This is a genomic window from Arthrobacter sp. Br18 (genome assembly GCF_000520555.1).
Lineage (GTDB): Bacteria > Actinomycetota > Actinomycetes > Actinomycetales > Micrococcaceae > Arthrobacter_D.
On the sequence record NZ_KI914864.1, the window covers coordinates 12,012 to 37,914 of the forward strand.

The following is a 25,903-nucleotide window of genomic DNA, read 5'->3' on the forward strand; positions in this document are numbered from 1 at the left end:
TGCCAGCCGATCTTCCAGCCGGTGAGGGAGAAGGTCTTGCCCGCTGACGAGATGGTGAGCGTACGCTCGAGCGCCCCCGGAAGGGTGGCGATGGGAAGGTGGGGCACCCCGAAGGTGAGGTGTTCGTAGACTTCGTCGGTGACGATCAAGGCGTCATATCGGGCGGCGAGCTCCACCACTTTCTCGAGCGCCTCCCGGCTGAACACGATGCCCAGGGGATTGTGCGGGTTGTTGAGGACCACCACGCGGGTGCGCTCGTTGAAGGCGTTCTCGAGGGCTGCGAGGTCCGGCTGCCAGTCCGGAGCCACCAGTGGAGCCGTAGTGTGGGTGGCCCCGGACAGGCCGATCACGGCTCCGTAGGAATCGTAGAACGGCTCGAACGTCAGCACTTCGTCGCCCGGTCCGGCGAAGGCGAGAATTGCGGACGCGATGGCCTCGGTGGCGCCGGTACTGACGATGATGCCGGTCTCGGCGTCGGGTGTCAGGCCGTAGAACCTCTCCTGGTGCCGGGCGATCGCCTCCCGAAGTGCCGGCTGACCCTTCCCGGGCGCGTACTGGTTTTCACCGTTGCTGATGGCCGCACGGGCTGCGTCGAGAATTTCGGCGGGGCCGTCCTCATCCGGGAAACCCTGCCCCAGGTTGATGGCACCGTGCTGAAGGGCCAGGCCGGTGATCTCCTCGAAGATGGTGACACCCAGGCCTCCTCCCTCGGCAAGCAGGTTGGCGCCGCGCGCAGTGCGTTCCCAGGGTGCAGGGTCTGGCGTGGGGGAGGTGCCGGGACGGGGTGGGAGCAGCGTCATGAATTCAAGTATTACCGCAATCGCGGTCCGGCGGATGCGTCGTAGTCCCGCGGGGTGGGTAGTTTGGAAGGATGAGCCGTGCCGTCTGCCCCGGATCCTTCGACCCTCTGCATAACGGCCACGTGGAGGTGATCACCCGTGCGGCCGGCCTGTTCGACGAGGTGGTGGTCGCGGTGTCGACGAACTACTCGAAGACATACAGGTTCAACACCGACGAGCGGCTGGCCATTGCCCGTGAAACCTTCGCCTCCCTGCCGGCTGTCTCAGTGGTTCCGATGGGCGACGGACTTCTCGCAGAGTTCTGCAGGGAGCAGAATGCCGGCGTGATCGTCAAGGGCCTCCGCTCGGGCCGTGACTTCGAGTACGAACTGCCCATGGCAACCATGAACCGGCAGTTGACCGGTGTCGAAACGGTCTTCATCCCGGGGGAGAGCCGCTATCTCCATCTCTCCTCCACCCTGCTCAAGGAAGTTGCGTCCCTCGGTGGCGATATCGCGCAGTTCGTGCCGCAAGGGGTGATGGACCGACTGGGAGCCGGCGGCGACACCTGATCAGTAGTCGACATGGGAGCCTTCCGCCTGGGCGGACGCCACGCGTCCGGCAAGGTCCCGGCGTTTGCCCATCCATCGGGCATGCCTGCTGATCCTCTCCGGGTTCTCGACGGGCGTTTTGGGCTGAACCAGCAACTCAGGCTAAGATGATACGTCGGTCATATGTTCTACAGGAGTCACCATTAAAAGCGATCTCAGTTCGCCTTTGACGTTCAGCGTCAGAGAGCTCGGGCGCAGCCCGGGCAGCATGCGGACAATCGAAGAACATGTTCCCGCACCGAAAGATTTCTCAGTGGCGCTGATCGGCGTGCAGGAGGGTTCCGAGATGGACCTGAATCTACGACTTGAAGCAGTCCACGAGGGAATCCTCGTGTCGGGAACCGCAGACGTCGAAGTAACCGGCGAGTGCGGCCGGTGCCTGGAGCCCATTCGCTTCGATAGCGAGGTGGACATCCAGGAGCTCTTCTACTACAGCGACTCCGAGTCGCTGTCGGCGGAAGAGGAAGAGGAACAGCACCGGGTTGAGAATGACGCAATACACCTGGAGCCGGTGCTGAGGGACGCAGTGGTTACCTCGCTGCCGTTCCAGCCGGTGTGCCGGGAGGACTGCCTGGGCCTGTGCGCCGAATGTGGTGCGCAGCTCAACGACGATCCCGATCACCATCACGAGATTCTAGATCCTCGCTGGTCGGCCCTTGCAGGGTTGACCGGCACCGCCGCTGAGAATGATGCGGCACCACGTACAAAGTCGGACGAGAGAGAAGAGAGTTAGTCGTGGCTGTTCCAAAGCGGAAAATGTCCCGGGCGAATACACGTGCACGCAGGTCACAGTGGAAGGCAACTGCGCCCAAACTGGTGAAGACCGTGGAGAACGGCCGCGTAACCTACAGCCTGTCGCATCAGGCCAAGGTCGTTTCGGACTCCGCCGGTACCCCGCTGTTCCTTGAATACAAGGGCCGCAAGGTAGCCGACGTCTAATAACGGATCGCGGCGGCGGATGGTCCCTGACCTTGGCTGCTGATCGCGCCTTATGCGGAAGCGTAAGTGAACGTGGCTGATACACAAGAACTGACCCAGCGTCTCGGCGTCGATATCGATGCCGGGACGCTTCGTCTTGCCCTGACGCACCGGTCCTACGCCTATGAAAAGGGCGGTATCCCGACGAACGAGCGCCTTGAGTTCCTGGGGGACTCGGTGCTCGGCCTGGCCGTCACTGACGCCCTGTACCGGGAGAATCCGGATCTGCCGGAGGGTGACCTCGCAAAGCGGCGGTCCGCCGTCGTCAGTACGCGCGCACTCGCGGGAGTGGCGCGCGGCCTGGGCCTCGGGCAGTACATCCTCCTCGGGCAGGGAGAGAAGCTGACGAACGGGCGTGACAAGCCCTCGATCCTCGCGGACACCATGGAAGCGGTGATTGGAGCGGCTTATCTCAGCCATGGCGTCGACACGGCACGGGCCATGGTGATGCGGCTCATCGCGCCATTGCTGCAGGACGCGAACGTGCTCGGTGAGGGCACCGACTGGAAGACGCGGATCCAGGAACTTGCCGCTGCACGGAAGCTGGGTGTCATCGATTACCAGGTCACGGGCACCGGACCTGATCACGCCCGCTCCTTCCGGGCCGTTCTCGTGGTCGGCGGGATGCCCTACGGCACAGGGTCCGGCAATTCCAAGAAGGAAGCCGAACAGGCCGCCGCCGAGGCTTCGCTCGCCATGTTCCGCGAAACTGCGAGCCTCGCCGAGGGCAAGTAGCACGTGCCGGAACTGCCGGAAGTCGAGGTAGTGCGGCGGGGCCTTGCCCGTTGGGTGACCGGGCGGATCATCGACGACGTCGAGGTGCTCGACCGGCGGTCACTGCGGCGCCACACGCTTGGGGCGGAGGATTTCCGGGGCAACCTGGTGGGATACCGCGTCACCGATGTGGTTCGTCGCGGCAAGTTCCTGTGGATGCCGCTGGGCGGGGAATTTCCTGATGGTGAGGAGCCCGTCGCGCTTCTGGCCCACCTGGGCATGAGCGGTCAGCTCCTCATCGAGGACACCGGCGCGCCGGACGAAAAGCACCTCAAGGTCCGGATCACCCTGTCTGAGGCCACGGATCCATCCGCAGGGGATGCAGGGGGCCCGGACGACGACGGAACAATACTTCCGCGCGAACTGCGTTTCATCGATCAGCGCATCTTTGGCGGAATGTCCGTCACCTCCCTGCAGCCCACGGCGGACGGAAAAGCGGGGGGACGGGGGATCAGCGGCCTTCCCCTGATTCCCCGGGAAGCGTCCCACATCGCCCGCGACCCGCTGGATCCGGACTTCTCCTTCGAGGTGTTCTTTGCCCGCCTTCGTGCCCGCCGGTCGGGCATCAAAAGAGCCCTGCTCGACCAGGGCCTGATTTCCGGCATCGGCAACATCTACGCAGACGAAGCGCTCTGGGCCGCCAAGCTGCATTATGCGCGCGCGACAGGCACCTTGCGACGACCCGAGGCCCTCCGGCTCGTCGAGGCCTGCCGGAACGTCATGATCCGCGCGCTCGACGCCGGCGGCACAAGTTTCGACTCGCTGTACGTCAACGTCAACGGCGCGTCCGGGTATTTCGAGCGCTCTCTCGAGGCCTACGGGCGGGAGGGCCGGCCCTGCAGGCGCTGTGCGGAAGAAAACAGGGAAATCCTGATGCGGAGGGAAACCTTCATGAACCGCTCCTCCTTCAGTTGCCCCCATTGCCAGCCGACGCCGCGGGGCCTGCGCGGATAACGCTCGCCTGAATCTGAGGGACGAAGGCGCAGGGTTTCCCGAGGTTTACCGCCAGTAAACGCCGTGTCCGGAGTGGTAAACGTTGTATTCCCGCAACCCGATAACGGCCTCTGTGATCCAAATGTGACAATACCGTGTTCATTGGGTAGCCTTTTGAGTGCGCCGGTTCATAGGGACTGGCGCCCTTGGTCAGACTGCCTAACCCTGTCGGTGACCGAAGGAACCGTTCGTACACATCCGACAGGGGCGGGGGAACCGATAGCGGGCTTTCTCTGGAAAGCCCTAGGGGTAAAGACGCAAAACGGAACACATCCACACGGGATGTGCTCCGTTATCTTGTGTCCGGGTGTCCCACCCGAACCCGACAGCTAACTTCGTAGGCATTGGGAGAGGCACATCCATGTCCAAGAATCGTCATGTCGCGCGCCACCGGGCTACCCCCCAGCGCGTCAACCCCATCCAGTCAGCATCGCGTGCGGCATCGGCCGCCGGTCGCCCCGCAGCTGTAGTAGTTGCAGCTTCAGGCATCCTGCTCGGAGCAGCGCTTCCCGCTTCGGCCGGAGCCACCGCACCAGCACCCCAGGCCGCAGCAGCCACCGGCTCCTACACCGTGAAGTCGGGTGACACCCTCGGAAGCATCGCGTCCTCCAACGGCGTCAGCCTCACCGCAGTGTTCGCTGCCAACGGCCTCAACGGCTCATCGATCATCTACCCGGGCCAGAGCATCGCCCTTGCCGGTAGCGCAGCAGTTGCAGCTCCCGCAGCGCCCCAGATGCAGGCCGCAGCATTCACTGCTCCTGCTCCTGCTCCCGTAGCGGCCCCGGCTGCTGCAGTTGGTCCCACCAACACCGGAATCACCACCCAGACGGTCGGCTTCAAGCCGATCAGCGCAGCAGCACAGGCTCCCGCCGGCTCCAAGGCAGCCACCATTGCTGCCGCAGCAAAGGGCCAGGTCGGCATCGGGCAGGACTGCACCAAGCTGGTCAGCAACGCGCTTGCAGCCGCAGGGGTCAACTTCCACGACTGGCCAGCCGGCTACCTCGGCCTCGGAGCCCAGGTCAGCGCCGCTGCTGCTGTTCCGGGCGACCTCATCTACTACTCCAACGGTGGCGCCGGTGTTCCGCACATCGCCGTTTACATCGGTGGCGGCCAGGCAATCCACGGCGGCTTCAACGGCGGCCAGACCGTCCAGGCACCAGCAGAAATCGGCACGGGCGGAACGTACATCCGCGTCGGCTAGCATCACCTCCCGGGCTTCGGCTCTCCCAGCATGACGGTCAAGGACCGGCAGATTTTTCTGCCGGTCCTTTTCTGCTTAAGCGATGCGAGCGCCGACTGCTGCTTCAGCGATTCGAGCGGCAGTAGCGCCGGACAACGGCAGACGCCACAGTTTCACCCGGGCTGGTCGTTCTCTCCGGCGCCTACCCGGAAGCAGGGGACATCTTCGGCTGCACCCGCCGCAATCAGCGGTTCAGGGACGGTAATACTCCGTGAGCCGCTGCAGGCCCTGATCGATCGAGACAGCAGGCTCCCAGTCCAGCAGTGCCCGGGTTTCCCGCTGGTCGAACCAGTGAGCGGTGGAGAGCTGCTCGGCAAGGAACCGGGTCATGGGTGGTTCATCGACAGCGCCGGTGGCTGTCCAGATCCGTTCGACGAGCGAACCGGCAGTGCGGGCCAGAGCGCCCGAAATCCCCCACCGTGGGGGTGCCACGCCGCCGGCCCTGCAGATTCCTGCAACCAGTTCGCCGACGGGGCGGGGCTCTCCATTCGTGACGACGACGGCGCTGCCCTGCACGACGTCGATCCGCCGGAGGCAGGCAACGATCGCCGACGCCGCGTTGTCCACATAGGTGGAGTCGATCAGTGCGGTACCACCCGCGATGACAGGCAGACGGTGTACCCGCGCCCGGGCGATGACCCGCTCCACCAACTGGGTGTCTCCGGGTCCCCACACCACGTGGGGCCGCACTGCGGCAACCCGGAACGCCGAAGACGACATTCCGAGGGCCAGCAGCTCCGCCGACGCCTTTGATCGCGCGTATTCGCCGCGGGCGGTGCCGGGGTCCGCCGTCGTCGCCCCTGAACCGATCATCGGCCGTCCCGCATGGGCGACCGACGGCGAGGACACGTAGACGATGTCCCGGACTCCTGCCCGGCGGGCCGCTTCGAGCAGATTTCGGGTGCCGTCGACGTTGACGGCGTCGAACTCGGCCCGGCTGCCTGTGAACGAGACCTTCGCGGCGAGGTGGATGACGGCGTCCATGGTCGCCACCGCGCTGCCCAGGGCCATCCTGTCGGTGAGGGATCCGGCGTGGTCGGTGACGCCGGAAATCCCTGAGGGCCGCCGTTGCAGGGTGCGCACGGAGTATCCCGCTTCGACCAGCAGGGCTGCGACGGCGCCGCCGAGCATCCCGCTGGCTCCGGTCACGAGGACTTTCATGGGGTACGGTAACCGCCGGCCAGCGCTGCGGAGGCCCACTCCGCCACCTTCGTGCGATCGATTTTTGCATTGTGACGGACGTCGACGGGCAACGCCGGCGCCGTCAGGACGGCCGCCAACTCGACGCCCGTCTTCCTTGCAGCGCTGCGGGCGCACTCGGTCAGCGCCGCGTCCGCCAGGACGAGCTTGCGGGAACGCCCGCGGACCCGGCCGTTCGGGCGGTCGGCCTCGATGACGGCCACGACGGCCTGCGTGCCAGTTGGCCCCACCCCCACGACGGCGGCGAGGCGGACGCCGTCGACGTTCTCAAGGGCCTGCTCGACGCCGACCGGCGTCAGCACTGCGCCTGGGGACGTGATGAGGTGGCCCAACCGTCCTTCCACCCACAGCCTGCCTGCCTCGTCGAAATGTCCGACGTCGCCGGTGCGGTGCCACGGCGGGGTACGGGACGACGCGCCCTCGGTTCTCCAGAGCCGGTGGTACCTGTCCTTGACATGGGGTGCGTCCACGAGGATCTCGCCGGTAACCCCGGGCGCCGTCGTCGGAGCGCCGTCCGGGATACCGCCCTGTGACAGTGGGCTCACTGCGATACTCGCAGCCTGGACCGCGCGGCCCACGCAGACGCCGTTCCCCGCACCGGGCATGGCACCGGCCGGGTGGGCGGCATCCGCCGCTGCGCGAAGGATGCCTTCGAGGTCGATGTCAGTGACCGGGAGTGCCTCGGTCATGCCGTAGGGAGTGTGAAGGGTTGCCGCGGGCAGCAGCTCCTGGACCTGCTCGAGGAGGCGTGCCGGAACCGGTGCTCCTGCCGAAAGGACCATGGTGACCAGTCCGAGTGCCTCTGCGCCCGAAGGACCGAGGCCGCCCCTCGTGGCGACGATGTTGCGCAGGGCGGCGGGGGCGGCAAATACGGCGGTTGCATCGATAGCCTGCGCCGCGGCGCCGAGGGCCTGCGCTGTGAGGGTTTTCGGCGCCGTGACGTCCATGTCGGGGGTGACGGAAGCGGCGCCGAGGGCCGGTCCCAGCAGGGCGAACGGTGCGAACCCTGCCACCAGTGCCCCCCCGGGCCCCAACCCGAAGGTGCCGCCCACGGTATCGCGCATACCGGAAAGCTGACGGTGCGTGTACACGACGCCCTTGGCCGGACCGGTGGATCCTGAAGTGAAGAGGATGGCGGCGTCGGCATCGGGCTCGGGATCCTGCAACGGACCCGGGGGAGTGGTCCGCAGCGCCTCGAGGGAGGACTCCACCCGCAGCAGAGCCCGTGTCCCCGCCGGAAGGGCGCCCACGCTGATGCGCCGGGCCGGCCAGCCGAACAGCCGCGCGGCCAGGAGGGCTCGTTCGATGCCGATGACGGCGTCGGGCACGCTGCCCTTCACCGCCCGCGACAGGCCCTTCGTGCCGAGGCCCGCATCGGCGACCACGATCACCGCGCCGATGCGCAGGCACGCGTAGGTCGATACCGTCAGGTCCACACCGGGCGGGACCAGGAGGCTGACTCGACTGCCCTGCCCCAGGCCCAGGCGCGAGAGGCCCGCGGCCACGGCGTCGACGTCGTCGGCCAGTTCCCGCCATGACAAGCGCCGGCGGATGCCGTCGCTGCCCATCTCCGCAACGGCGATCGAGCCCTGTTCCGGGCCGGCCGATCTCTCCAGCAACTGGTGCCAGAGGAACGTGGGGGGCGTGCGTGCTGCGGCGGATTCGAGGGAAACGGCATCAGGAAGAGACGACGGAGCGTCTGCGGGGATGCCGGGCGCACCCGCAGGGAGGCGCTCGTCGAGCCAGCGGAAGACTGTCCCTGCGACATCGGCGTCCTCCTGGACGAGGTGTCCCGCGTCCTCGAAGCGGTGCACGTCGGCGGAGGGAAGGCGCCGCGTGAGGTCTTCGAGGTAGGTGTCGGTGAAGACGGGGTCACGGGGACCCCACACCATCAGCGCCGGCACCTCGAGGGTCCGGACGCCCTCGGCGATGTCGGCAAGGGCGGCGTGGCTGGGATGCGACGGATCCGCAGGAATGTCGGAGACGAAATTGGCGATACCGGCGCGGTCGGCGCCTGTCCGGTAGGGAGCACGGAAGGCGGCATGGACGTCCCTCCGAAGCTTCGGGCGCGCCAGGGCGTGGGTGACGTCGAGGAAGGCTGACGTCGTCCGTGTCCCATGGCGGTGCATGCCCGGCAGGAGGGCCAGCCGCAGCGGGGCCGGGATGGGTACTGCCGGGTCCTGGTGGATGGCCGTGTTCGTCAGGACGACTCCGGCCAGGTCGAACCGGTTGCGGTGGGCGAACCCCAGGCTCACCACGCCTCCCCAGTCATGGCCCACGGTGACGACCGGACCCTCGAGCTCGAGCGCGGCGACGAAGTCCTCGAGGTCCGTGACGCGGTCGGCAAGTCTCCGGAACGTCCGCGTCCGGCGGGAGAAACCCATGTCGAGCTGATCCACTGCCACCACGCGCCAGCCCTCGGTGACGCCCTGCGCCACGAGGGTGCGCCACAGGTAGGACCAGGTCGGATTGCCGTGGACACACAGCAGGGTCCCCCGCACTGCGGTACCTGCGTCGGCGAGCTGCCGACCATTGTCGAGGTAGTGCCACGAGTGGACAGTTCCCGGATTGTCGGCAGCTGCCGTGGAGGGCACGTCGAGATAGGTCGACCACGCCGGGTCAACCCCGGGCAGTGCTACCACGCAATCTCCATCATCGACGTGTTCAGGCCGGATCCGACGCCGAGGCAGAGCACGCGGTCGCCCGGCGTGAGCGTCTGGGCTTCCTGCGCAAGGGTCATCGGCAGGGAGGCGGGGCCCACGTTGCCCCAGTGGGGGAACGTGATGGGGACCCGTTCGCGCACGAGGTTGACGGCCTTGATGATGGCGTTGGTGTAGGAGTTGGACACCTGGTGCGTGACGTAGCGGTCCATGGCATCCCATTTCCAGCCGTCCGCCTGCGCCTCGTGCCAGGCGGTGACCACGAGGTCGAGTCCGCCGTCGAGCAGTCCCTTGGTGTCGGTGTACATGCCGTCGATGCCGCCGACGCACAGCTCGTGGTGCTCAGTGCCGGCACGGGAGACCCCGCCGAGAATGCGGTGCGAACCGGGGTGGGCATCAGCCGGGCCGATGACGGCGGCAGCGGCACCTGAACCGAGTGTCAGGGTGGCGAACTCGCTGAGGAAGTCCTGACGGGTGGAATCGGGGCGGTTGAGCCGCTTGAACGTCGCTTCCTGGGTGCTCTGGGCGTCCTCGCCCGCGACGATCAGCGCGTACTTGATCTGGCCCGAATCGATCATGTTGGCGGCCAGGGTGATGCCGTTGACGAAGCCGAGGCAGGCGTTGGCCAGGTCGAAGTTCATGGCCGACGACGGCAGGCCCAGGGTGTGGTGGATCTTGACGGCCACCGAGGGCTCGAGGTTCCGCCGGGTCACCGAGGTGTTGATGAGCAGCCCCACCTGACTGGGCTCGATCCCCGCCTCGGCCATCGCTTTGGCTCCCGCTTCGATGGCGGCGTCGTCGAAGTCGGATCCCGGGGACCACCAGCGCCGCTCGGTGACTCCTGCAACCCTCTCGAGGAGGCGCTTGGAAAGCCGAAGCCGCTTGAGGCTCGGAGCCAGCCGTTCGTCGAACTCTGCAGAAGTGACGACTACCGGCGCCTCCACACTCGTGACGGCAAGCAAAGCCGTGTTGTCATGTCGGAAGGTCGCGTTACCGGTCAAGTTTCCTGCCTCGTCAACTGTTCAGCACCATTGGCCGGCCACTGGAACCCGCGCGGGATCCGGCCAAGGAGCTCTGGGATTCTGTCGAACCTTTTGATAAGCCTACTTCTTAATATCCGCGCTGGTCACACTTGTTTATTCACATGATCGCGGGGAGTGCACGTCCGGGTTCGCCCAACCCAGTAGATTTGAAAGACCCTACCCCTCTGGAGAGCCTGACCACTGTGCATCTAAAGAGTCTAACCGTGCGCGGCTTCAAGTCATTCGCTTCCGCGACGACTTTCGACTTCGAACCCGGCGTGACGGCGGTCGTCGGCCCGAATGGTTCAGGGAAGTCCAACGTCGTCGACGCTCTCGCCTGGGTGATGGGGGAGCAGGGCGCCAAGACCCTGCGCGGCGGAAAGATGGAGGACGTCATCTTCGCCGGCACATCGCGCCGGGCGCCGCTCGGCCGTGCCCAGGTGTCGCTGACCATCGACAACGCCGACGGCGCCCTGCCGATCGAGTATTCCGAGGTCACCATCTCCCGCACCCTCTTCCGGGCGGGAGGCTCGGAATACGCGATCAACGGAAAAAGCTGCAGGCTCCTTGACATCCAGGAATTGTTGTCGGATTCCGGGTTGGGCCGTGAGATGCACGTGATCGTCGGCCAGGGTCAGCTCGACCGGGTGCTCCAGGCGACGCCCGAGGAACGCCGCGGGTTCATCGAGGAGGCCGCCGGCATCCTCAAGCACCGCAGGCGACGCGAGAAGACAGTGCGCAAACTGGATGCCATGCAGGCGAACCTCACCCGCCTCACCGATCTCACGGGGGAACTCCGCCAGCAGCTGACGCCGCTGGGCAAGCAGGCCGAGGTGGCACGGCGCGCCCAGCAGGTGCAGTTCGAGGTGCGCGACGCACGTGCCCGCCTGCTTGCCGACGACCTTTTCCAACTCACCGAGACCCTCACCCGACAGGACGTCGAGGACTTCGCCCTGAGGGAACACCGGGCCGGAGCCGAGGAGCTCGTGCGGGCGGGTCGGGCGCGCCAGGCTGAGCTCGAGCAGCTTGCCGCGGCTGCCACTCCCACCCTGAACGCCCTGCGCGATGCCTGGTATGCGCTGTCCGCCGCGCGGGAACGGTTGCGTTCACTCGGAACGGTGGCCGAGGAACGGCGCCGGCTGCTGGGCAGCACGGACACCGGCAGCGGGCCGGGCCGGGATCCCTTCGAACTCGAGCGTTCGGCGGACCGTGTGCGGAGCGAGCAGAGCGTGCTCAACGGGGAGATCGAGGGGCTGTCGACGGCGTTGGACGTGGCCGTCGGTCAGCGCCGGGCAGCGGAGGACTCCGCAGCGGCGGAGGAGGAGCGCCTCGCATCAGGGATCCGCGCGGCGGCCGACCGCAGGGAAGGCACGGCCCGGCTCGCAGGGCAGGTGGGTGCGGCGAGGTCGCGCGTCGACGCTGCGGTAGCCGAACTGGGGCGGCTCCGCACCTCGATCGCCGCTGCAGGGGAGCGCAGGCAGGCTGCCGGCCAGGAGTTCACCGTCCTCGAGACCACGGTGGCGGGGGCGGAGCAGGGTGAGGAGCGGCTCGACGCCGACTACGAGACGGCCAGTGCGGCGCTCGACGCACTCCGGGAGGCGAGAACGGCCCTCGTCGGGGAGGAGCGCGCCGCGGAGCGCGAGCGGGGTGCACTCGCTGCGCGCCTCGATGCGTTGAAGGAGGGCCTGAAGCGTCGCGACGGCTCGCAGGTGCTGCTGGATGCAGGACTCGACGGCGTCCTCACGCCCCTTGCGGCGTCGCTCCGCATTGCTCCCGGGTGGGAAAGCGCCGTGTCCGCCGCCCTCGCCGCGGTGGCCGACGCCGTCGTGGTGCAGGACGGCACGGCGGTAACGGCAGCGTTGCGCCTGATGGAGCGCGACGACGCCGGGCAGGTTGTGCTCGTGATCCAGGGCGCTGCGGACCCGGACGGCCCGGACGGGCACCGCCTGCCGGATTCCCAGCAGGAACTTCCCGGGGATCAGCAGGCTCGGCCGGCCATTTCCCTCATCGAATGCAGCGCGGCGCTGCTCGCTCCGCTGACGGCCCTGCTCGACGGCGTCGTGATGGTCGAGGACCTCGGCACCGCTGAGGCTCTTGTGGCTGCCGGCACCCGGGCCGGCGGTCAGCCGCCTGGCCAGACGCCGGGTGCCGGTCCGGATGCTATCGGGGCCGGGCGGGAGGTGACGGCGGTGACCCGGAACGGCGACGTCGTCTCCCGCCACTACGCGCGCGGCGGTACACCCGGAGCGCCCGGCATCCTCGAGGTGCAGGCCGCCGTCGACGACACCGCCGCGCGGCTCGCCGCCACCACGGCACGCCTCGAACGGACGAGGTTCCAGCGGGCCGGCGTCGAGGGCGAGCAGCAGGCAGCGCAGGAACACGCCGAGGCGGCATTGGCCCGCCTCCACGAATCGGACGCTCGCCTTGCGGCGGTCGCCGAACGCCTCGGGCACCTCGGCTCGGCCTTGCGTTCCGCCACGGGGGAAGCCGAGCGCCTCGCCCAGCTGGCCGCGGCTGCCGAGGCGAACCTTGCCGTCGAGGAGGAAAAGCTGCTCGAAGCCTCCCGACGCCTCACGGCGGTGCAGGATCTCCCCGAGGAGGCAGAACCAGCTCCCGACGAGCGGGACCGGCTCACCGCCGCGGCGGTGCGGGCGCGGCAGTCGGAAATGGAAGCTCGCCTTGAGCTGCGCAGTTCAGAGGAGCGGCTCAACGCGCTGCAGACCCGGGCAGCCTCCCTCGAGCGGGCAGCCGCGGTGGAGCGAACGACGAGGCGCCAGGCAGCCGAACGGGCCCGGCTGCGTTCGATGCAGGCCGACAAAGCGCTGGCCGTGGCGCAGGCCGTCCGGCGGGTGCTCAGATTCCTGGCGGTGTCCCTCGACGAAGCGGCCCGTCAACGCGACGAAGCAGAAGAGGTGCGCGCGGCATCGGACGCCGAGCTGGCGCAGGTACGGACCGCGACCGAGAATTCGGCCGCCGAATTCTCCCGCCTCACCGATTCCGTGCACCGCGACGAACTGGCACGTGCGGAGCAGCGCCTGCGGCTCGAAGCACTCGAGAGCCGCTCCATCGAGGACCTGGGTCTCACCCCCGATCATCTCCTGGCCGAATACGGCCCCCACCTGCCGGTCCCCACGAGAACCGCTGGCAAGGACAAGTGGGCGGAGCTGCGCGCTCCGGTGGACAGTGAGGGAAACGCAGTGCCGGCGGGCATCCCGTTCGTCCGGGAGGAGCAGATCAGGCGCCTTCGGAAAGCGGAACGCGACCTCGCGGCACTGGGCAGGGTCAATCCGCTGGCCCTCGAGGAGTTCACCGCCCTCGAGGAGCGCCACCAGTTCCTCAGCTCACAACTGGCGGACCTGGTGGCCACGCGGAAGGACCTGCTGGAGATCATCCGGGAAGTCGACGAACGCGTGGAGCAGGTATTCACGGCGGCTTTCGAGGACACGGCCGTGCAGTTCGAGCGCGTCTTCGGCAGGCTGTTCCCCGGCGGCGAGGGGCGCCTCGTCCTGGCCGATCCGACGGACCTGCTCACCACGGGCATCGAGATCGAGGCGCGGCCCGCCGGCAAGAAGATCCGGCGGCTCTCGCTGCTGTCCGGCGGGGAGCGCTCGCTGACCGCCATCGCCCTGCTGATCGCGATCTTCAAGGCACGGCCGTCGCCGTTCTACGTTCTGGACGAGGTGGAGGCAGCGCTCGACGACACCAACCTCGGGAGGCTGATCAGCATCCTCGAGGAGCTCCGGGACTCGAGCCAGCTCATCATCATCACGCACCAGAAGCGCACCATGGAGGTGGCGGATGCCCTGTACGGGGTCACGATGAGGGGAGACGGCGTATCGGCAGTGATCAGTCAGCGGCTCATCGAGGCCTGAGCCTGAGGCCTGAGGCCTGAGGCCTGCGACTTAGGGTCCACGGCGCCGAGGCGCCGCGGCGCTGGTTATGCTTTCCCGCTCCCGGCGTCCCGCGACGGCAGGGTCTCCCGGGCCTTCAGCCACATCAGGCCCGCCCACGCGGCGAGCACCCCGGAAATCGAGAAAGCCATTCCGAAGGACCCGAAGACGAGGTAGTCGACGATCAACCCGGCCAGCACCGGCCCCAGGATCGCGCCGAGGTCGGAGCTCATCTGGAACGCGGCCAGCACCTTCCCGCCGCTGCGGTTGTTCCCGACGACATCTGCGACCGCCGCCTGCTGCGCCGGGTTGAGGAGACCGGCGCCAGCACCGCCGACCACGCAGACGGCGAGGAACACCGGGACGCTGCCGCTGAAACCCAGCGCCACCATGGCCGTGCCGTTCACGACGAGGCCGGTCAGCACCAGCGGACGCCGTCCGAGTGAATCGGCCAGGCGCCCGGAGAAGGTCAGGGCGAGGGCCGTGCCGGCGGCGAAACACGCAAGGGAGATACCGGCAATCTCCGGACCGGCACCCAGTACAGCCGTCGCGAACAGGGGGACGAGCGCCATGCGCACGCCGAAGGAGGACCACCCGTTCGCGAAGCTCGAGACCAGGGCGGCCCGGTAGGCCGAATCGGCGTAGGCATCGCGGACCGACAGGACCGGCAGGTGTGCGGTCTTCCCGCGGTCACCCAACGGAGTGTCCTTGAGCTGGAAGAAGACCACGGCGGACGCCACGAGCAGGGCACCCGCGTACACCAGGAACGGGACGCGAAGGCCGTAGCCCGCGAGCAGGCCTCCTACCAGCGGACCGCCGATGCTGCCGAGGAGGAACGCCGACGCATAGGCACTGGAGACCCGGCCCCGGATGGCAGGCGGGGCGAGGCGGACGATGAGGCCCATCGCCGAGACGGTGAACAGCGTGGAGCCGATTCCGCCGAGCCCGCGGAACACCAGCAGCTGCCAGTAGTTCCCGGCAAACGCGCATGCCGCGGTGGATACCGCGACGATCAGCAGGCCCAGGATGTAGACGGGCCGCTCTCCGAGCCGTTCGATCAGGTGCCCGCCGGCGGGCGCGAAGACCAGCCGCGTGAACGCGAAGGCGCTCACGATCACCGACGATGCGGCCACGCCGACGTCGAAGCTCTGCGCGAACTGGGGCAGCACCGGTGCCACGAGTCCGAAGCCGATGGCGATCACGAAGGCAGCGGCGATCAGGACCCGAATCTCGCGAGGGATGCGCTGGACCTCGCCCGGATTTCCGGTGCGACGATTCGCTGTGGGACGGCGCTTCTGCGGGCGGGGGATTCGAACCATAGTGAGCAAAGTCTGTCACCACCGGCGGAGGTTCCTTAATCGGGCGGTGTGAGAAGCTGGAACGGTGAACGAGACTCTCCAGATCGTAATTTTCGTCGTCCTCGCCATCGCCGTCCTCGGCTCCCTGGCGGTGGTCCTCCTCAAGGGGCGCCGCACGCCTGGAGGGCGCTACACCTCGCAGCGCGACGACGATGATACGTCGGGGCTGCGGGCCGGCTCTACGTCCACCGATCTGCTCGATCGGCCTTTCGGAACGGGTGCCGGGACCGACGTCGTGGTGCCCGATGACCTCAGCGGGCTGGACTCGACCACCGGGACGGTGCCGCTTGACACCCCCGACACCGTCCAGGGGAGGCTCGCAAGGCTCCGGTCACGGCTGGTGCGCTCCAACAGCACCCTGGGCAAGGGCCTCCTCGCGCTGCTTTCACGGGACAAGATCGACGAGGACGTCTGGGACGAGGTCGAAGAGACGCTCCTGATGGCTGATCTCGGTACCGAGCCCGCCATGGAACTCGTCGACGCGCTGCGCGAGCGGGTGAAGGTCGCCGGCAGCCGGGACCCCGCCCAGGTCGCCGTGATGCTCCGTGAGGAGCTCATCAAACTGGTGGACCCCGGCATGGACCGGTCGCTGGCGACCACGCGCCATGCCGACCGTCCCGCGATCGTCCTGGTGGTCGGGGTCAACGGCGTCGGCAAGACGACGACGGTGGGCAAGCTCGCGCGCGTCCTGGTCACCGAGGACAAGGACGTGCTCCTTGGCGCGGCCGACACGTTCCGCGCCGCCGCGGCCGAGCAGCTCGCCACCTGGGGTGAGCGCGTCGGCGTCGTCACCGTGAAGTCCGACGTCGACGGCGCAGACCCCGCCTCGGTCGCCTACGAGGCGGTGAAGGCCGGGATCGACCAGGAGGTCGACGTCGTCCTGATCGACACCGCGGGCCGCCTGCAGAACAAGGTGGGGCTGATGGACCAGCTCGGCAAGCTCAAGCGCGTCATCGAGAAGCAGGGCACCGTCGATGAAGTCCTCCTCGTCCTCGATGCCACCACCGGTCAGAACGGGCTGAACCAGGCCAAGGTCTTCTCCGAGGTGGTGAACGTCACCGGAATCGTCCTGACGAAGCTCGACGGCACCGCGAAGGGCGGGATTGTCGTGGCCATCCAGCGGAGCCTCGGTGTCCCCGTCAAGCTCGTCGGCATCGGCGAGGGCGCCGACGACCTCGCACCCTTCGACGCCGAGAGCTTCGTCGACGCGCTCCTGACCTGAGAGGAACGGCAGCGCCAGCCCCACGGAGGCGCCGAAACATCTCCGAAACACGACTGTCATCGACCTTTTACGCCGGTGAGGTTCCCGTAACCTCCCGGCAACGAACTGCCCAAGATGGCGAAACACGGGCCCTGCATTCTTGAAGAGCGGGAAGTGCCCGCCATCTTTGAGAGGATCGTGCTGATGGATCTGACAGCAGGTCACGTCTGGGTAATGATTTCGGCCGCCATGGTGCTCCTCATGACACCGGGCCTGGCATTTTTTTACGGCGGGATGACCCGCGCCAAAGCAGCACTGAACATGATGATGATGAGCTTCGTCGCCGTGGGGCTCGTCGGGATCGTCTGGGTCCTGTGGGGCTACTCCATGACCGGCGGGGACGGTATCGCCCAGCTGTTCGGCAATCCGTTCGCCTCCTTCGGCCTCACCGGTTTGATCGGTACCGAGGATCTGATCGGCGCCGGTTACGGAGCAACCTTCGCGATCATCACCGTCGCCCTCATCAGCGGGGCCATCGCGGACCGGGCCAAATTCGGTGCCTGGACGCTGTTCGTTCCCATCTGGGTCACCCTGGTCTACTGCCCCCTTGCCTTCATGGTGTGGGGCGGGGGACTCCTCAGCGCCGACGGCGCCGTGGGCAGCGCCGTGGGGGAGGCGATCGACTTCGCGGGCGGCACCGTCGTCCACATCAGTGCAGGCGTCGCGGCGCTGGTCCTCGCACTGATCCTCGGCAAGCGCCAGGGCTTCGGCAAGGATCCCGCGCAGCGGCCGCACAACATCCCGCTGGTCATGCTGGGAGCAGCGCTCCTGTGGTTCGGCTGGTTCGGCTTCAACGGCGGCGCCGCTGGTACCGCGGAAGAGGCAGGCCTGATCTGGGTCAACACCATGGTGGCTCCGGCAGCCGCGATGATCGGCTGGATCGTCACCGAACGTTTCCGTGACGGCCGTCCCACCTCACTCGGTGCGGCGTCGGGAATCGTCGCGGGCCTGGTGGCCATCACCCCCGCCTGCGCGAACGTCAGTCCCGTCGGTGCCGTGGGCCTCGGCCTCGCGTCCGGTGCACTCTGCGCGCTCGCCGTGGGCATCAAGTACCGGCTCGGCTTCGACGACTCGCTCGACGTCGTCGCGGTCCACCTGGTGGCCGGCGTCACCGGCACGCTCGCGCTCGGCTTCCTCGCCCTCCCGGTCGAAGGCGCGGGTGGTGGCCTCTTCTACGGCGGGGGTGCAGCCCAACTGCTCGCCCAGACCGTCGCCGCAGTCGTAGCGATCGCGCTCTCGGCGATCATGACGGCGATCATCGGGCTGGCCATCCACAAGACCATCGGCTTCCGGATCACTCCTGACGACGAGGTGTCCGGCGTGGACCTCTCCGAACACGCCGAGACCGCCTACGAGTTCGGCGGGCTGGGCGTCGGAGGCTCCTTCCATCCCTTTGCAGATCAATCGAAGTCCAGGCAGAACGTCCCGGAGGCCGCGAACTCATGAAACTCGTCACAGCAATCGTCCGTCCGGACAAGCTCGACAGCGTCCGTAGCGCCCTGGAGAACTACGGCGTGCAGGGCCTGACCGTCAGCCAGGCAAGCGGATACGGCCGCCAGCGCGGCCACACCGAGGTGTACCGGGGGGCCGAGTACACCGTGGATCTGCTGCAGAAGGCCCGCGTGGAAATCCTGGTCGCCGATGCGTGGGTGGTCGACATCGTCGATGTCCTCGTGTCGACGGCGAACACCGGCCGGGCGGGCGACGGCAAGGTCTGGGTCACCGCCATCGAGGACGCCGTCCGCGTCCGCACCGGGGAACGCGGCGACGCCGCACTCTAGGAGGATGTGGCGCTGGTAGCTATCAGGTAGCGGTCCCGGGGCCCCAGGACGCGGGCCCCGGGGACCCGGCCGGGTACTCCTCGAGAGGGACCTCGCCGGATGCCCAGGCCGCCAGGACCGGCTCCACGATCCGCCAGCAGTCCTCGGCGGTGTCACCGCGGACCGAGAGCGTCGGATCGCCCGCGAGGACGCCGTCGAGCACTTCGCCGTACGGCAGCAGGTCCGTCGCATTGAGTTCTGCGCGCAGGACGGTGCGGTCGAGCGAGAAGATGTCGCCCGGTCCGTTGACGTCGAGTTCCAGCTGCAGGGTGTCGGGGCCGAACCCGATCCGCAGTCGGGTCGGCGAATCCTGGCCGGTGAAGCCGGTGGGCACGTGGCTGACCGGTCGGAAGGTGATGATGGCTTCCTTGCGCTTGACGGCCAGAGCCTTCCCCGAGCGGAGGATGAAGGGGACGCCGGCCCAGCGGTCATTGTTGATCGACACCACGATCTCCGCCAGTGTTTCAGTGTCCCGGGCGGGGTCGACGCCCGGTTCCGCGGCATAGTCGGGCACACTCCGCCCCGCAATTCCTCCGGCGGTGTACCGGGCGCGCCGGCTGCTGTCGGGATTGCCGGCATCCACCGAACTCGCCCTCAGCACGGACCCGATCTGGTCCCGCAGATCCCGTTCGTGGAGCGTGGACGGCGCGTTCAGGGCAAGGAGCGCCATGACATGCAGGAGATGGCTCTGGATCATGTCCCGCAGGGCGCCCGCGCCGTCGTAGTACCGCGCGCGGTTCTCCAGCGAGAGGTCCTCATCGAAAACCACCTCCACCTTTTCGATGTGCAGGTTGTTCCACACAGGTTCGAGGATGCGGTTCGCGAAACGAAGGCCGAGGATGTTGAAGACCGTGGCCTTGCCGAGGAAGTGGTCCACCCGGTGGATGTTCTCCTCCGGCACCAGCGCGGCCAGTTTGGTGTTGAGGGCGTGGGCTGACGCCTGGTCGGTGCCGAAGGGCTTCTCCATCACCAGCCGGGTGCTCTTCGGCAGTGCATCCGCATACAGGGCGGAGCACGCCAGCTGGCTCACCGCCGGCGGAAGGGCGAAGTAGATGGCCACCGGTCCTTCGAGGGTCGCCACGAGTGTTGCGAGTGCGCCCTGCTCCGTCACATCGAGACAGAAATAGGTGCTGCCCTGCCGAACGCCGTCCAGTGCCGCCAGGCCGGCCTCGTCGGCGCTTCGCCGCGCGCCCTCGAACGAGGAATCGACCCTGGCCTGCCACTGTTCCTCCGACCAGTCGTCGGAGCCCGCCCCCACAAGCCTCAGCCCCTCCGCCCGGCCCAGACGGACCAGGCGTGCGAGGCCCGGCAGGAGGAGCCGGCCCGTCAGGTCTCCCGATGCACCGAGGATCAGCAGGGTGCGAACCCGGGTGTCGGCGTCGGCCGGAAGAATGTCGTGCTCGGAGGTGTCCACTCCTCCACACTGCCACTTTCCAGCCTCGCTGTCTGGAATGCGCGGCCCTGCAGGCAGAAGCCCCCGATCAGCCCAACTTGATACCCTAGGGAGTTGAGTCCATAAACCTCCCGATGAAAGTAGTTTCCGGCACGTGTTCAATTCACTTTCCGACCGGCTGACAGCAACCTTCAAGAACCTCCGCGGCAAGGGCCGCCTCACCGAGGCGGACATCGACGCCACCGTCCGCGAGATCCGTCGTGCCCTGCTCGATGCCGACGTGGCGGTCACGGTGGTGCGTGCGTTCACCGCGCGGGTGAAGGAGCGCGCGCTCGGACTCGAGGTGTCGCAGGCCCTGAACCCGGGCCAGCAGATCGTCAAGATCGTCAACGAGGAGCTCGTCAACATCCTGGGCGGGGAGACGCGCCGGATCCGGCTGGCGAAGAATCCGCCGACCGTCATCATGCTTGCCGGGCTGCAGGGAGCCGGAAAGACGACGCTGGCCGGCAAGCTCTCGAAGTGGCTGAAGAGCCAGGGGCACAGCCCCCTCCTCGTCGCGTGCGACCTCCAGCGGCCCAACGCGGTTCGGCAGCTGCAGGTGAACGGCGAGCGGGCCGGCGTTCCCGTCTTCGCGCCCCATCCCGGTGTCAGCTCCGAGTTCGAATCAGCCACGGGCGATCCGGTTGCGGTGGCCCGCCAGGGTGTGGCGGAGGCACGGACACGGCTTCACGACGTCGTGATCGTCGACACCGCGGGACGGCTCGGCGTGGACGCCGAGCTCATGCAGCAGGCCGCCGACATCCGCGACGCGATCCGCCCTGATGAAGTGCTGTTCGTGATTGACGCCATGATCGGCCAGGACGCCGTCAACACGGCGCTCGCCTTCGACGAGGGCGTGAACTTCACCGGCGTGGTGCTGACCAAGCTCGACGGCGACGCCCGCGGCGGCGCGGCGCTCTCGGTAGCCTCGGTGACCGGCAAGCCCGTGATGTTCGCGTCCACGGGTGAGGGCCTCAATGATTTCGAGCTGTTCCACCCGGACCGCATGGCCTCGCGCATCCTCGACATGGGCGACATCCTCACCCTGATCGAGCAGGCCGAAAAGTCGTGGGACTCGGACGAGGCGGCCCGGATGGCGAAGAAATTCGCCGATCAGGAAGACTTCACCCTCGACGATTTCCTCGCCCAGATGCAGCAGATCCGCAATATGGGATCGATGAAGAAGATGCTCATGATGATGCCCGGGGCCGCCGGCATGCGCGAGCAGCTGGAGAACTTCGATGAGCGCGAGATCGACCGCGTCGAGGCGATCGTCCGGTCCATGACCCCGCACGAACGGTTGGCGCCGAAGATCCTCAACGGATCACGCCGCGCCCGGATCGCGAAGGGCTCTGGCGTGCACGTCTCCGAGGTCAACGGACTGCTGGAGCGTTTCACCCAGGCCCAGAAGATGATGCGCAAGATGGCCTCCGGCGGCGGAATGCCCGGGATGCCGGGAATGGCCGGACCGGGCGGGTTCCAGGGCGCACGCAAGACCAAAGCCGCGGTCAAGGGAAAGAAGAAGCCCCGTTCCGGCAACCCGGCGAAGGCTGCGCAGGAACTGCAGGAGTCGGAGGCGCGGCGCGCTGCCGCGCGCAGTGCCGCGCCCACGGGTGCTGCGTTCGGTGGGCAGGGCGACTTCGACCCTTCGTCGCTGAACCTGCCCAAGGGCTTCGACAAGTTCCTCGGCAAGTAGGGCCGGCGGAAACCAGGGCCGCCGCGGGGGTCATCCTGCGGCACATCCGTCGACAGGCGGCACATCGGTCGGTGGACGGCAGGGGAACCTCGGCATGACGCAGGAACGCATTGTCTTCGTCCACGGCGGCGGTTCGTTCGGTGCCGCCGCCTGGCCCCGGCAGCACGGCCTGTCCCTCGACTACGACTGCCTGTTCCTGCGGCGGCACGGCTTCGACGCCGACGCCGAACCGCTGTCCACCGACCACACCGAGGACGAGCGCCTCATCACCGAGGCGCTCGGCAGCGGAGGACACCTTGTCGCGCACTCGCAGGGCGCCGTCTCGGCGATGCTGACGGCCGTCGAACGGCCCGAGCTGGTCCGCTCACTGACCCTGGTGGAGCCCGCCTGCCTGTCCCTCACCGCGGATCTGCCTGCAACGGCAGCCCATATCGAACTGGTGGCTCCGCTGTTTGCCCAGCGGGACACGCTGACCGATGAGGACTACCTGCAGCAGTTCGTGCGGCTGGCCTTCTCCGCGGAGGCGGAGCCGCCGTCCACGCAGATGGCGAAGCGGAGCGCACGCCGGTTACGGCTGCAGTCCCCTCCGTGGGAGGCTCCGCTGCACATCGTGCCAGGGGTCCCCACGCTCGTCCTCACCGGAGGGTGGGAACCCCTTTACGAGGAGGTTGCCGGATACCTCGCGGCAACAGGCGCCCGGCACCGGGTCACCCCCGGTGGGCACCGGCCGCATGATACGCCGGAGGGCGACGCCGTCGTCCGCACTTTCATCAGATCCTTTCCGCGGGAGCCTTCCCGGGAATAAGTTGAAGGTTCAAGTAGTTGACCTGGGTGGCAGGAAGAATATCGACGACGCGGGGAGCTCGCCATGCAGCAGAAATCGGACGGATTGCCGTCCGCTACCGGAATGGGAACCGTCACCCTGAAGGTCGGGCGGATCGCGGCAATGACTGAGTACTACCAGGCCGGCCTCGGGCTCGAGCTGCTTGCGGAATCGGCCGGAGGAGTGGACCTCGGCCGGCAGGACATGCCGCTGATCCGCCTCGAGCCTGCCGCCGGGCTGCGGCTACCGTCGCAGGGGGAGGCCGGCCTCTTCCACACGGCGCTCCTCTTCGAGGACCGCTCCGACCTCGCTGCGACTGTCCTCAGTGCGGCACAGGCCCCCGCCGGAAGCTTCGTGGGCAGCGCCGACCACCTTGTCAGCGAAGCCTTCTATTTCGCCGATCCCGAAGGAAACGGGATCGAGCTGTACTTCGACAAGCCCCGGGAGACCTGGGAGTGGAAGGGATCGGGAGCGGGCAGGTCCGTGGTGATGGACAACATCGCACTGCCGGCACGGAGCTACCTCGACGAGTACCTGACGGAGCAGGCGGTGGCCGGCCAGACGCAGGCCGCGGCCGGCGTCGGGCATGTGCATCTCCAGGTGGGGGACGTGCAGGCCGCGGAGGCCTTCTATGTCGGGGTCCTCGGCTTCGAACGCACTGCAGGGTGGCACAACCAGGCACTCTTCGTCTCGGCCGGCGGATACCACCACCACATGGCTATGAACGTCTGGAACAGCAGGGGAGCCGGTCCCCGGAAGGACACCCTCGGCCTCGGCGAAGTGCTTATCCATGTTCCGGCCGCCGACGAGGTCGATGCGTTGGCGGCGCGACTCGCAGCGGCCGGTATCAGTCGACATTCCACCGGTGCGGAACTGCGCTTCGAGGATCCGTGGAAGAACCGGATCCGCGTCCGCACGGACGCGTCCGGCGAAGGAATCGCGCAACGGCGCTAGGTCTGGCACAATAGAGGCGTACTCGATCCGTGCAGCCCCTCTCTCTGCGCGTGAATTGTGTCCTTTGAACCCTTCCTCATGGCCCGCCCCACGGGAGCAGAAGGTCTGGGTTCGCCCCTTTCACCATCAAGGAGTGACCACACAAGTGGCCGTAAAGATTCGCCTGAAGCGCATGGGAAAAATCCGTGCACCTTTCTACCGTGTCGTCGTCATGGATGCACGCGCCAAGCGTGATGGCCGTGCCCTCGAGGAAATCGGTAAGTACAACCCCACCGAGGAGCCCTCGTTCATCGAGATCAACTCCGATCGTGCCCAGTACTGGCTCGGAGTCGGCGCTCAGCCGACCGAGCAGGTCTCCGCACTGCTGAAGATCACCGGTGACTGGCAGAAGTACAAGAACATCGAGGGCCAGGAAGGCACTCTGAAGACCAAGGCGCCCAAGGAAGCATTCGTTGCTCCCGAAAAGGGTTCGGTCATTGTTCCTGAGGCCATCACGAAGAAGTCCAAGAAGACCGACGAGGCCCCTGCGGAAGCAACCGAGGCCGAGTAGGTTGCTTGCCGAAGCGCTTGAGCACCTCGTGCGCGGTATCGTCGACAACCCTGACGATGTCCGGGTCGCGGCGAAGAACAACCGCCGCGGCGAGACTCTCGAGGTGCGCGTTCACCAGGACGACCTGGGACGCGTCATCGGCCGGCAGGGCCGGACCGCACGGGCTCTCCGCACCGTGGTATCGGCACTCGCCAACGGCGAGCCGGTCCGCGTCGACGTCGTGGACACGGACCGCCGTCGGGCCTAGCCCGGGGCGCCAGGCGCTTATAGTTTTCCCGTTCGGCCCCGCACCAGATCCTGGCGTGGGGCCGAACTCGTTTTTCCATCCCAATCCACTAGTTCGTCACCCGCCGCAGGAGCAGCACCATGGAAGTACTCGTAGCCCGGATCGGCAAGCCCCACGGCATCAAGGGCGAGGTGACGGTCCAGCTGTACACGGATGCCCCCGAGGACCGCTTCGAGCCCGGCGCGGTCTTCCGTGCCGAAGGCGCCCCCACGGCCGAGCTGACCGTCACGGGAGCGCGCTGGAACAAGGACATCCTCATCGTGGGGTTCGAACAGGTTCCCGACCGCAATCAGGCGGAGACACTCCGGGGTGCGAGCCTGTTCATCGACAGCGACACCACCGAGGACGACGAAGAGGACGCCTGGTACGAGCACGAACTCGTGGGCCTCGATGTGCGCGTGGACGGCGAGACGGTCGGCAAGGTAACAGCGCTGCGGACTATGGCCGTCCAGGACCTCCTCGTGGTCGAGTTGACCGGGGGGCACGAGGCGTTTGTGCCGTTCGTCGGGGAGATCGTTCCCGAGGTGAATCCCGGGGGCGGCTACGTGTCCATTCTTCCTCCCGCCGGTCTGTTCGACCTCAACACTCCCGGTTCCAATCAGGCGCCCGACGACGGCGATGACGTTTCCGGCGCAGCTTCCGGCCCGGTCACCGACACGGCCACCGATGCGGACGCGAACGGCACTGCGGGGCGGGCGGACTCCTAGTGCGGATCGACGTCGTCACGATCTTCCCGGAGTATCTGGCGGCCCTTGAACTGTCACTGATCGGCAAGGCCCGCCAGGACGGGCTGCTGGACGTGCGCGTGCACGACCTCCGGGAGTACACCACGGACCGGCACCGCACCGTGGATGACACCCCCTACGGTGGTGGTGCAGGAATGGTGATGAAGCCCGAGCCCTGGGCGCTGGCCCTTCAGCCGCTCGTCGCCGAGCCGGTCGCAGCTGGACCGACTGTGCGGCCCACACTCGTGGTCCCGTCTCCTGCCGGCGAGGTATTCACCCAGGCGATGGCGCACGAATTCGCCTCCCTCGGCCATCTCGTATTCGCCTGCGGACGCTACGAGGGAATCGACGAGCGGGCGATCGAATGGGCGGGGGAGCACTTCGAGGTGCGCCCCGTCAGCCTCGGCGACTACGTGCTCAACGGCGGGGAGGTGGCAGTGCTTGCGATGGTCGAGGCAGTGGGGCGGCTGATTCCCGGTGTCGTCGGCAATCCCGAATCCCTGGTCGAGGAATCCCACGCCGACGGGCTGCTGGAATACCCGGTCTTCACCAAACCGTCATCCTGGCGCGGACGGGACATTCCGGAGGTGCTCCTGAGCGGGAACCACGCGAAGATCGCGCAGTTCCGGCGTGCCGAGCAGTTCCGACGCACGGCCGTCCGCCGCCCCGACCTGCTGGCATCGGTTGATGCCGCGGGCCTGACCGCGACTGATCGCGCGGCGCTCTCCGAGGCGGGTTTCGACGTCGTCGACGGGCTTCTGGTCCGCAGGGATCCCGCCGGGTCCTAGGTCGAACTTCTCCATTGACCACTCGAAGTGATCTGTGGCATAGTCGTGGAATCGATTCCATGG

24 protein-coding genes and 1 riboswitch are annotated in these 25,903 nt (G+C 67.4%); of the genes, 17 read left to right on the forward strand and 7 right to left on the reverse strand.

Going from position 1 to position 25,903, the window contains the following annotated elements; translation table 11 throughout:
* The coding region (locus Y704_RS20310; protein WP_155850313.1) for an aminotransferase class I/II-fold pyridoxal phosphate-dependent enzyme at positions 1 to 800 on the reverse strand (800 nt) is incomplete at its 3' end.
* Positions 801 to 871: 71 nt separating this feature from the next.
* Between Y704_RS20310 and coaD the strand changes: the two genes are divergently transcribed.
* Positions 872 to 1,351 (forward strand): pantetheine-phosphate adenylyltransferase, encoded by a 480-nt coding sequence (coaD, locus tag Y704_RS0109825; protein WP_026549993.1) that lies wholly within the window; start codon positions 872 to 874, stop codon positions 1,349 to 1,351.
* Here the strand turns inward: coaD and Y704_RS25560 are convergent, their stop codons facing one another.
* On the reverse strand, positions 1,352 to 1,486 hold the full coding sequence (locus tag Y704_RS25560; protein ID WP_275451062.1) for a hypothetical protein: 135 nt from the start codon (positions 1,484 to 1,486) through the stop codon (positions 1,352 to 1,354).
* A gap of 70 nt (positions 1,487 to 1,556) precedes the next feature.
* Here Y704_RS25560 and Y704_RS0109830 point away from each other — a divergent pair, with 70 nt between their 5' ends.
* The 5 genes from Y704_RS0109830 to Y704_RS0109850 all read left to right on the forward strand — a co-directional run bounded on the left by Y704_RS0109830 (position 1,557) and on the right by Y704_RS0109850 (position 5,336).
* Complete coding sequence (locus Y704_RS0109830; RefSeq protein ID WP_026549994.1) at positions 1,557 to 2,123, forward strand: YceD family protein; 567 nt, start codon at positions 1,557 to 1,559, stop codon at positions 2,121 to 2,123.
* A gap of 2 nt (positions 2,124 to 2,125) precedes the next feature.
* Positions 2,126 to 2,329: a 50S ribosomal protein L32 gene (rpmF, locus tag Y704_RS0109835; RefSeq protein ID WP_026532986.1), complete on the forward strand. Its 204-nt coding sequence runs from the start codon at positions 2,126 to 2,128 to the stop codon at positions 2,327 to 2,329.
* A 72-nt stretch (positions 2,330 to 2,401) separates the two neighbouring features.
* Positions 2,402 to 3,103 carry a ribonuclease III gene (rnc, locus tag Y704_RS0109840; protein WP_026549995.1) on the forward strand — a complete coding sequence of 234 codons (702 nt, stop codon included), beginning with the start codon at positions 2,402 to 2,404 and terminating at the stop codon, positions 3,101 to 3,103.
* A 3-nt stretch (positions 3,104 to 3,106) separates the two neighbouring features.
* Positions 3,107 to 4,096 carry a bifunctional DNA-formamidopyrimidine glycosylase/DNA-(apurinic or apyrimidinic site) lyase gene (mutM, locus tag Y704_RS0109845; RefSeq protein ID WP_026549996.1) on the forward strand — a complete coding sequence of 330 codons (990 nt, stop codon included), beginning with the start codon at positions 3,107 to 3,109 and terminating at the stop codon, positions 4,094 to 4,096.
* Positions 4,097 to 4,281: 185 nt separating this feature from the next.
* Positions 4,282 to 4,493: riboswitch (cyclic di-AMP (ydaO/yuaA leader) on the forward strand.
* Positions 4,494 to 4,496: 3 nt separating this feature from the next.
* Complete coding sequence (locus Y704_RS0109850; RefSeq protein ID WP_026549997.1) at positions 4,497 to 5,336, forward strand: C40 family peptidase; 840 nt, start codon at positions 4,497 to 4,499, stop codon at positions 5,334 to 5,336.
* Between the two features lie 231 nt (positions 5,337 to 5,567).
* On the opposite strand, the gene Y704_RS0109855 is transcribed toward Y704_RS0109850, so the two are convergent.
* Genes Y704_RS0109855 through Y704_RS0109865 form a run of 3 tightly spaced genes read right to left on the reverse strand, consistent with a single transcriptional unit; the run spans position 5,568 to position 10,236 of the window.
* Positions 5,568 to 6,536, reverse strand: a complete 969-nt coding sequence (locus tag Y704_RS0109855; protein WP_026549998.1) for an NAD-dependent epimerase/dehydratase family protein — start codon at positions 6,534 to 6,536, stop codon at positions 5,568 to 5,570.
* Entirely contained in the window at positions 6,533 to 9,217 is a 2,685-nt protein-coding gene (locus tag Y704_RS0109860) for an alpha/beta fold hydrolase (protein WP_026549999.1), read from the reverse strand. Before Y704_RS0109860 ends, Y704_RS0109855 begins: the two co-directional genes overlap by 4 nt.
* Positions 9,211 to 10,236: a 3-oxoacyl-ACP synthase III gene (locus tag Y704_RS0109865; protein ID WP_026550000.1), complete on the reverse strand. Its 1,026-nt coding sequence runs from the start codon at positions 10,234 to 10,236 to the stop codon at positions 9,211 to 9,213. The genes Y704_RS0109860 and Y704_RS0109865 overlap by 7 nt, the downstream gene beginning before the upstream one ends.
* Positions 10,237 to 10,460: 224 nt before the next feature.
* Between Y704_RS0109865 and Y704_RS0109870 the strand changes: the two genes are divergently transcribed.
* Positions 10,461 to 14,129, forward strand: coding sequence for a chromosome segregation SMC family protein (locus tag Y704_RS0109870; RefSeq protein WP_026550001.1), 3,669 nt, complete (start codon positions 10,461 to 10,463; stop codon positions 14,127 to 14,129).
* Between the two features lie 65 nt (positions 14,130 to 14,194).
* Here the strand turns inward: Y704_RS0109870 and Y704_RS20315 are convergent, their stop codons facing one another.
* Positions 14,195 to 15,466 (reverse strand): MFS transporter, encoded by a 1,272-nt coding sequence (locus Y704_RS20315; RefSeq protein ID WP_081747537.1) that lies wholly within the window; start codon positions 15,464 to 15,466, stop codon positions 14,195 to 14,197.
* Between the two features lie 64 nt (positions 15,467 to 15,530).
* Between Y704_RS20315 and ftsY the strand changes: the two genes are divergently transcribed.
* From ftsY to Y704_RS0109890, 3 genes are all read left to right on the forward strand, one after another.
* Positions 15,531 to 16,727: a signal recognition particle-docking protein FtsY gene (gene ftsY, locus Y704_RS0109880; RefSeq protein WP_026550002.1), complete on the forward strand. Its 1,197-nt coding sequence runs from the start codon at positions 15,531 to 15,533 to the stop codon at positions 16,725 to 16,727.
* Between the two features lie 183 nt (positions 16,728 to 16,910).
* Positions 16,911 to 18,212 carry an ammonium transporter gene (locus Y704_RS0109885; protein WP_026550003.1) on the forward strand — a complete coding sequence of 434 codons (1,302 nt, stop codon included), beginning with the start codon at positions 16,911 to 16,913 and terminating at the stop codon, positions 18,210 to 18,212.
* Entirely contained in the window at positions 18,209 to 18,547 is a 339-nt protein-coding gene (locus Y704_RS0109890) for a P-II family nitrogen regulator (RefSeq protein WP_026550004.1), read from the forward strand. The genes Y704_RS0109885 and Y704_RS0109890 overlap by 4 nt, the downstream gene beginning before the upstream one ends.
* A 22-nt stretch (positions 18,548 to 18,569) precedes the next feature.
* Here the strand turns inward: Y704_RS0109890 and Y704_RS0109895 are convergent, their stop codons facing one another.
* Positions 18,570 to 20,000 carry a glucose-6-phosphate dehydrogenase gene (locus Y704_RS0109895; protein ID WP_051476893.1) on the reverse strand — a complete coding sequence of 477 codons (1,431 nt, stop codon included), beginning with the start codon at positions 19,998 to 20,000 and terminating at the stop codon, positions 18,570 to 18,572.
* Positions 20,001 to 20,133: 133 nt separating this feature from the next.
* Between Y704_RS0109895 and ffh the strand changes: the two genes are divergently transcribed.
* The 7 genes from ffh (at position 20,134) to trmD (ending at position 25,840) form a co-directional block, all read left to right on the forward strand.
* Positions 20,134 to 21,714, forward strand: coding sequence for a signal recognition particle protein (gene ffh, locus Y704_RS0109900; RefSeq protein ID WP_026550006.1), 1,581 nt, complete (start codon positions 20,134 to 20,136; stop codon positions 21,712 to 21,714).
* Between the two features lie 94 nt (positions 21,715 to 21,808).
* On the forward strand, positions 21,809 to 22,519 hold the full coding sequence (locus Y704_RS0109905) for an alpha/beta fold hydrolase (RefSeq protein ID WP_026550007.1): 711 nt from the start codon (positions 21,809 to 21,811) through the stop codon (positions 22,517 to 22,519).
* A 63-nt stretch (positions 22,520 to 22,582) separates the two neighbouring features.
* The gene (locus tag Y704_RS20320; RefSeq protein WP_051476894.1) at positions 22,583 to 23,491 is read left to right on the forward strand and encodes a VOC family protein; all 909 of its coding nucleotides are present in this window, start codon (positions 22,583 to 22,585) and stop codon (positions 23,489 to 23,491) included.
* A gap of 145 nt (positions 23,492 to 23,636) precedes the next feature.
* Positions 23,637 to 24,041: a 30S ribosomal protein S16 gene (rpsP, locus tag Y704_RS0109915; protein ID WP_026550008.1), complete on the forward strand. Its 405-nt coding sequence runs from the start codon at positions 23,637 to 23,639 to the stop codon at positions 24,039 to 24,041.
* A 1-nt stretch (position 24,042) separates the two neighbouring features.
* Positions 24,043 to 24,288: an RNA-binding protein gene (locus Y704_RS0109920; protein ID WP_026550009.1), complete on the forward strand. Its 246-nt coding sequence runs from the start codon at positions 24,043 to 24,045 to the stop codon at positions 24,286 to 24,288.
* 119 nt (positions 24,289 to 24,407) lie between these two features.
* Positions 24,408 to 25,034, forward strand: coding sequence for a ribosome maturation factor RimM (rimM, locus tag Y704_RS20325; protein WP_081747539.1), 627 nt, complete (start codon positions 24,408 to 24,410; stop codon positions 25,032 to 25,034).
* Positions 25,034 to 25,840, forward strand: coding sequence for a tRNA (guanosine(37)-N1)-methyltransferase TrmD (gene trmD / locus Y704_RS0109930; protein ID WP_026550010.1), 807 nt, complete (start codon positions 25,034 to 25,036; stop codon positions 25,838 to 25,840). The genes rimM and trmD overlap by 1 nt, the downstream gene beginning before the upstream one ends.
* Positions 25,841 to 25,903: the final 63 nt, after the last annotated feature.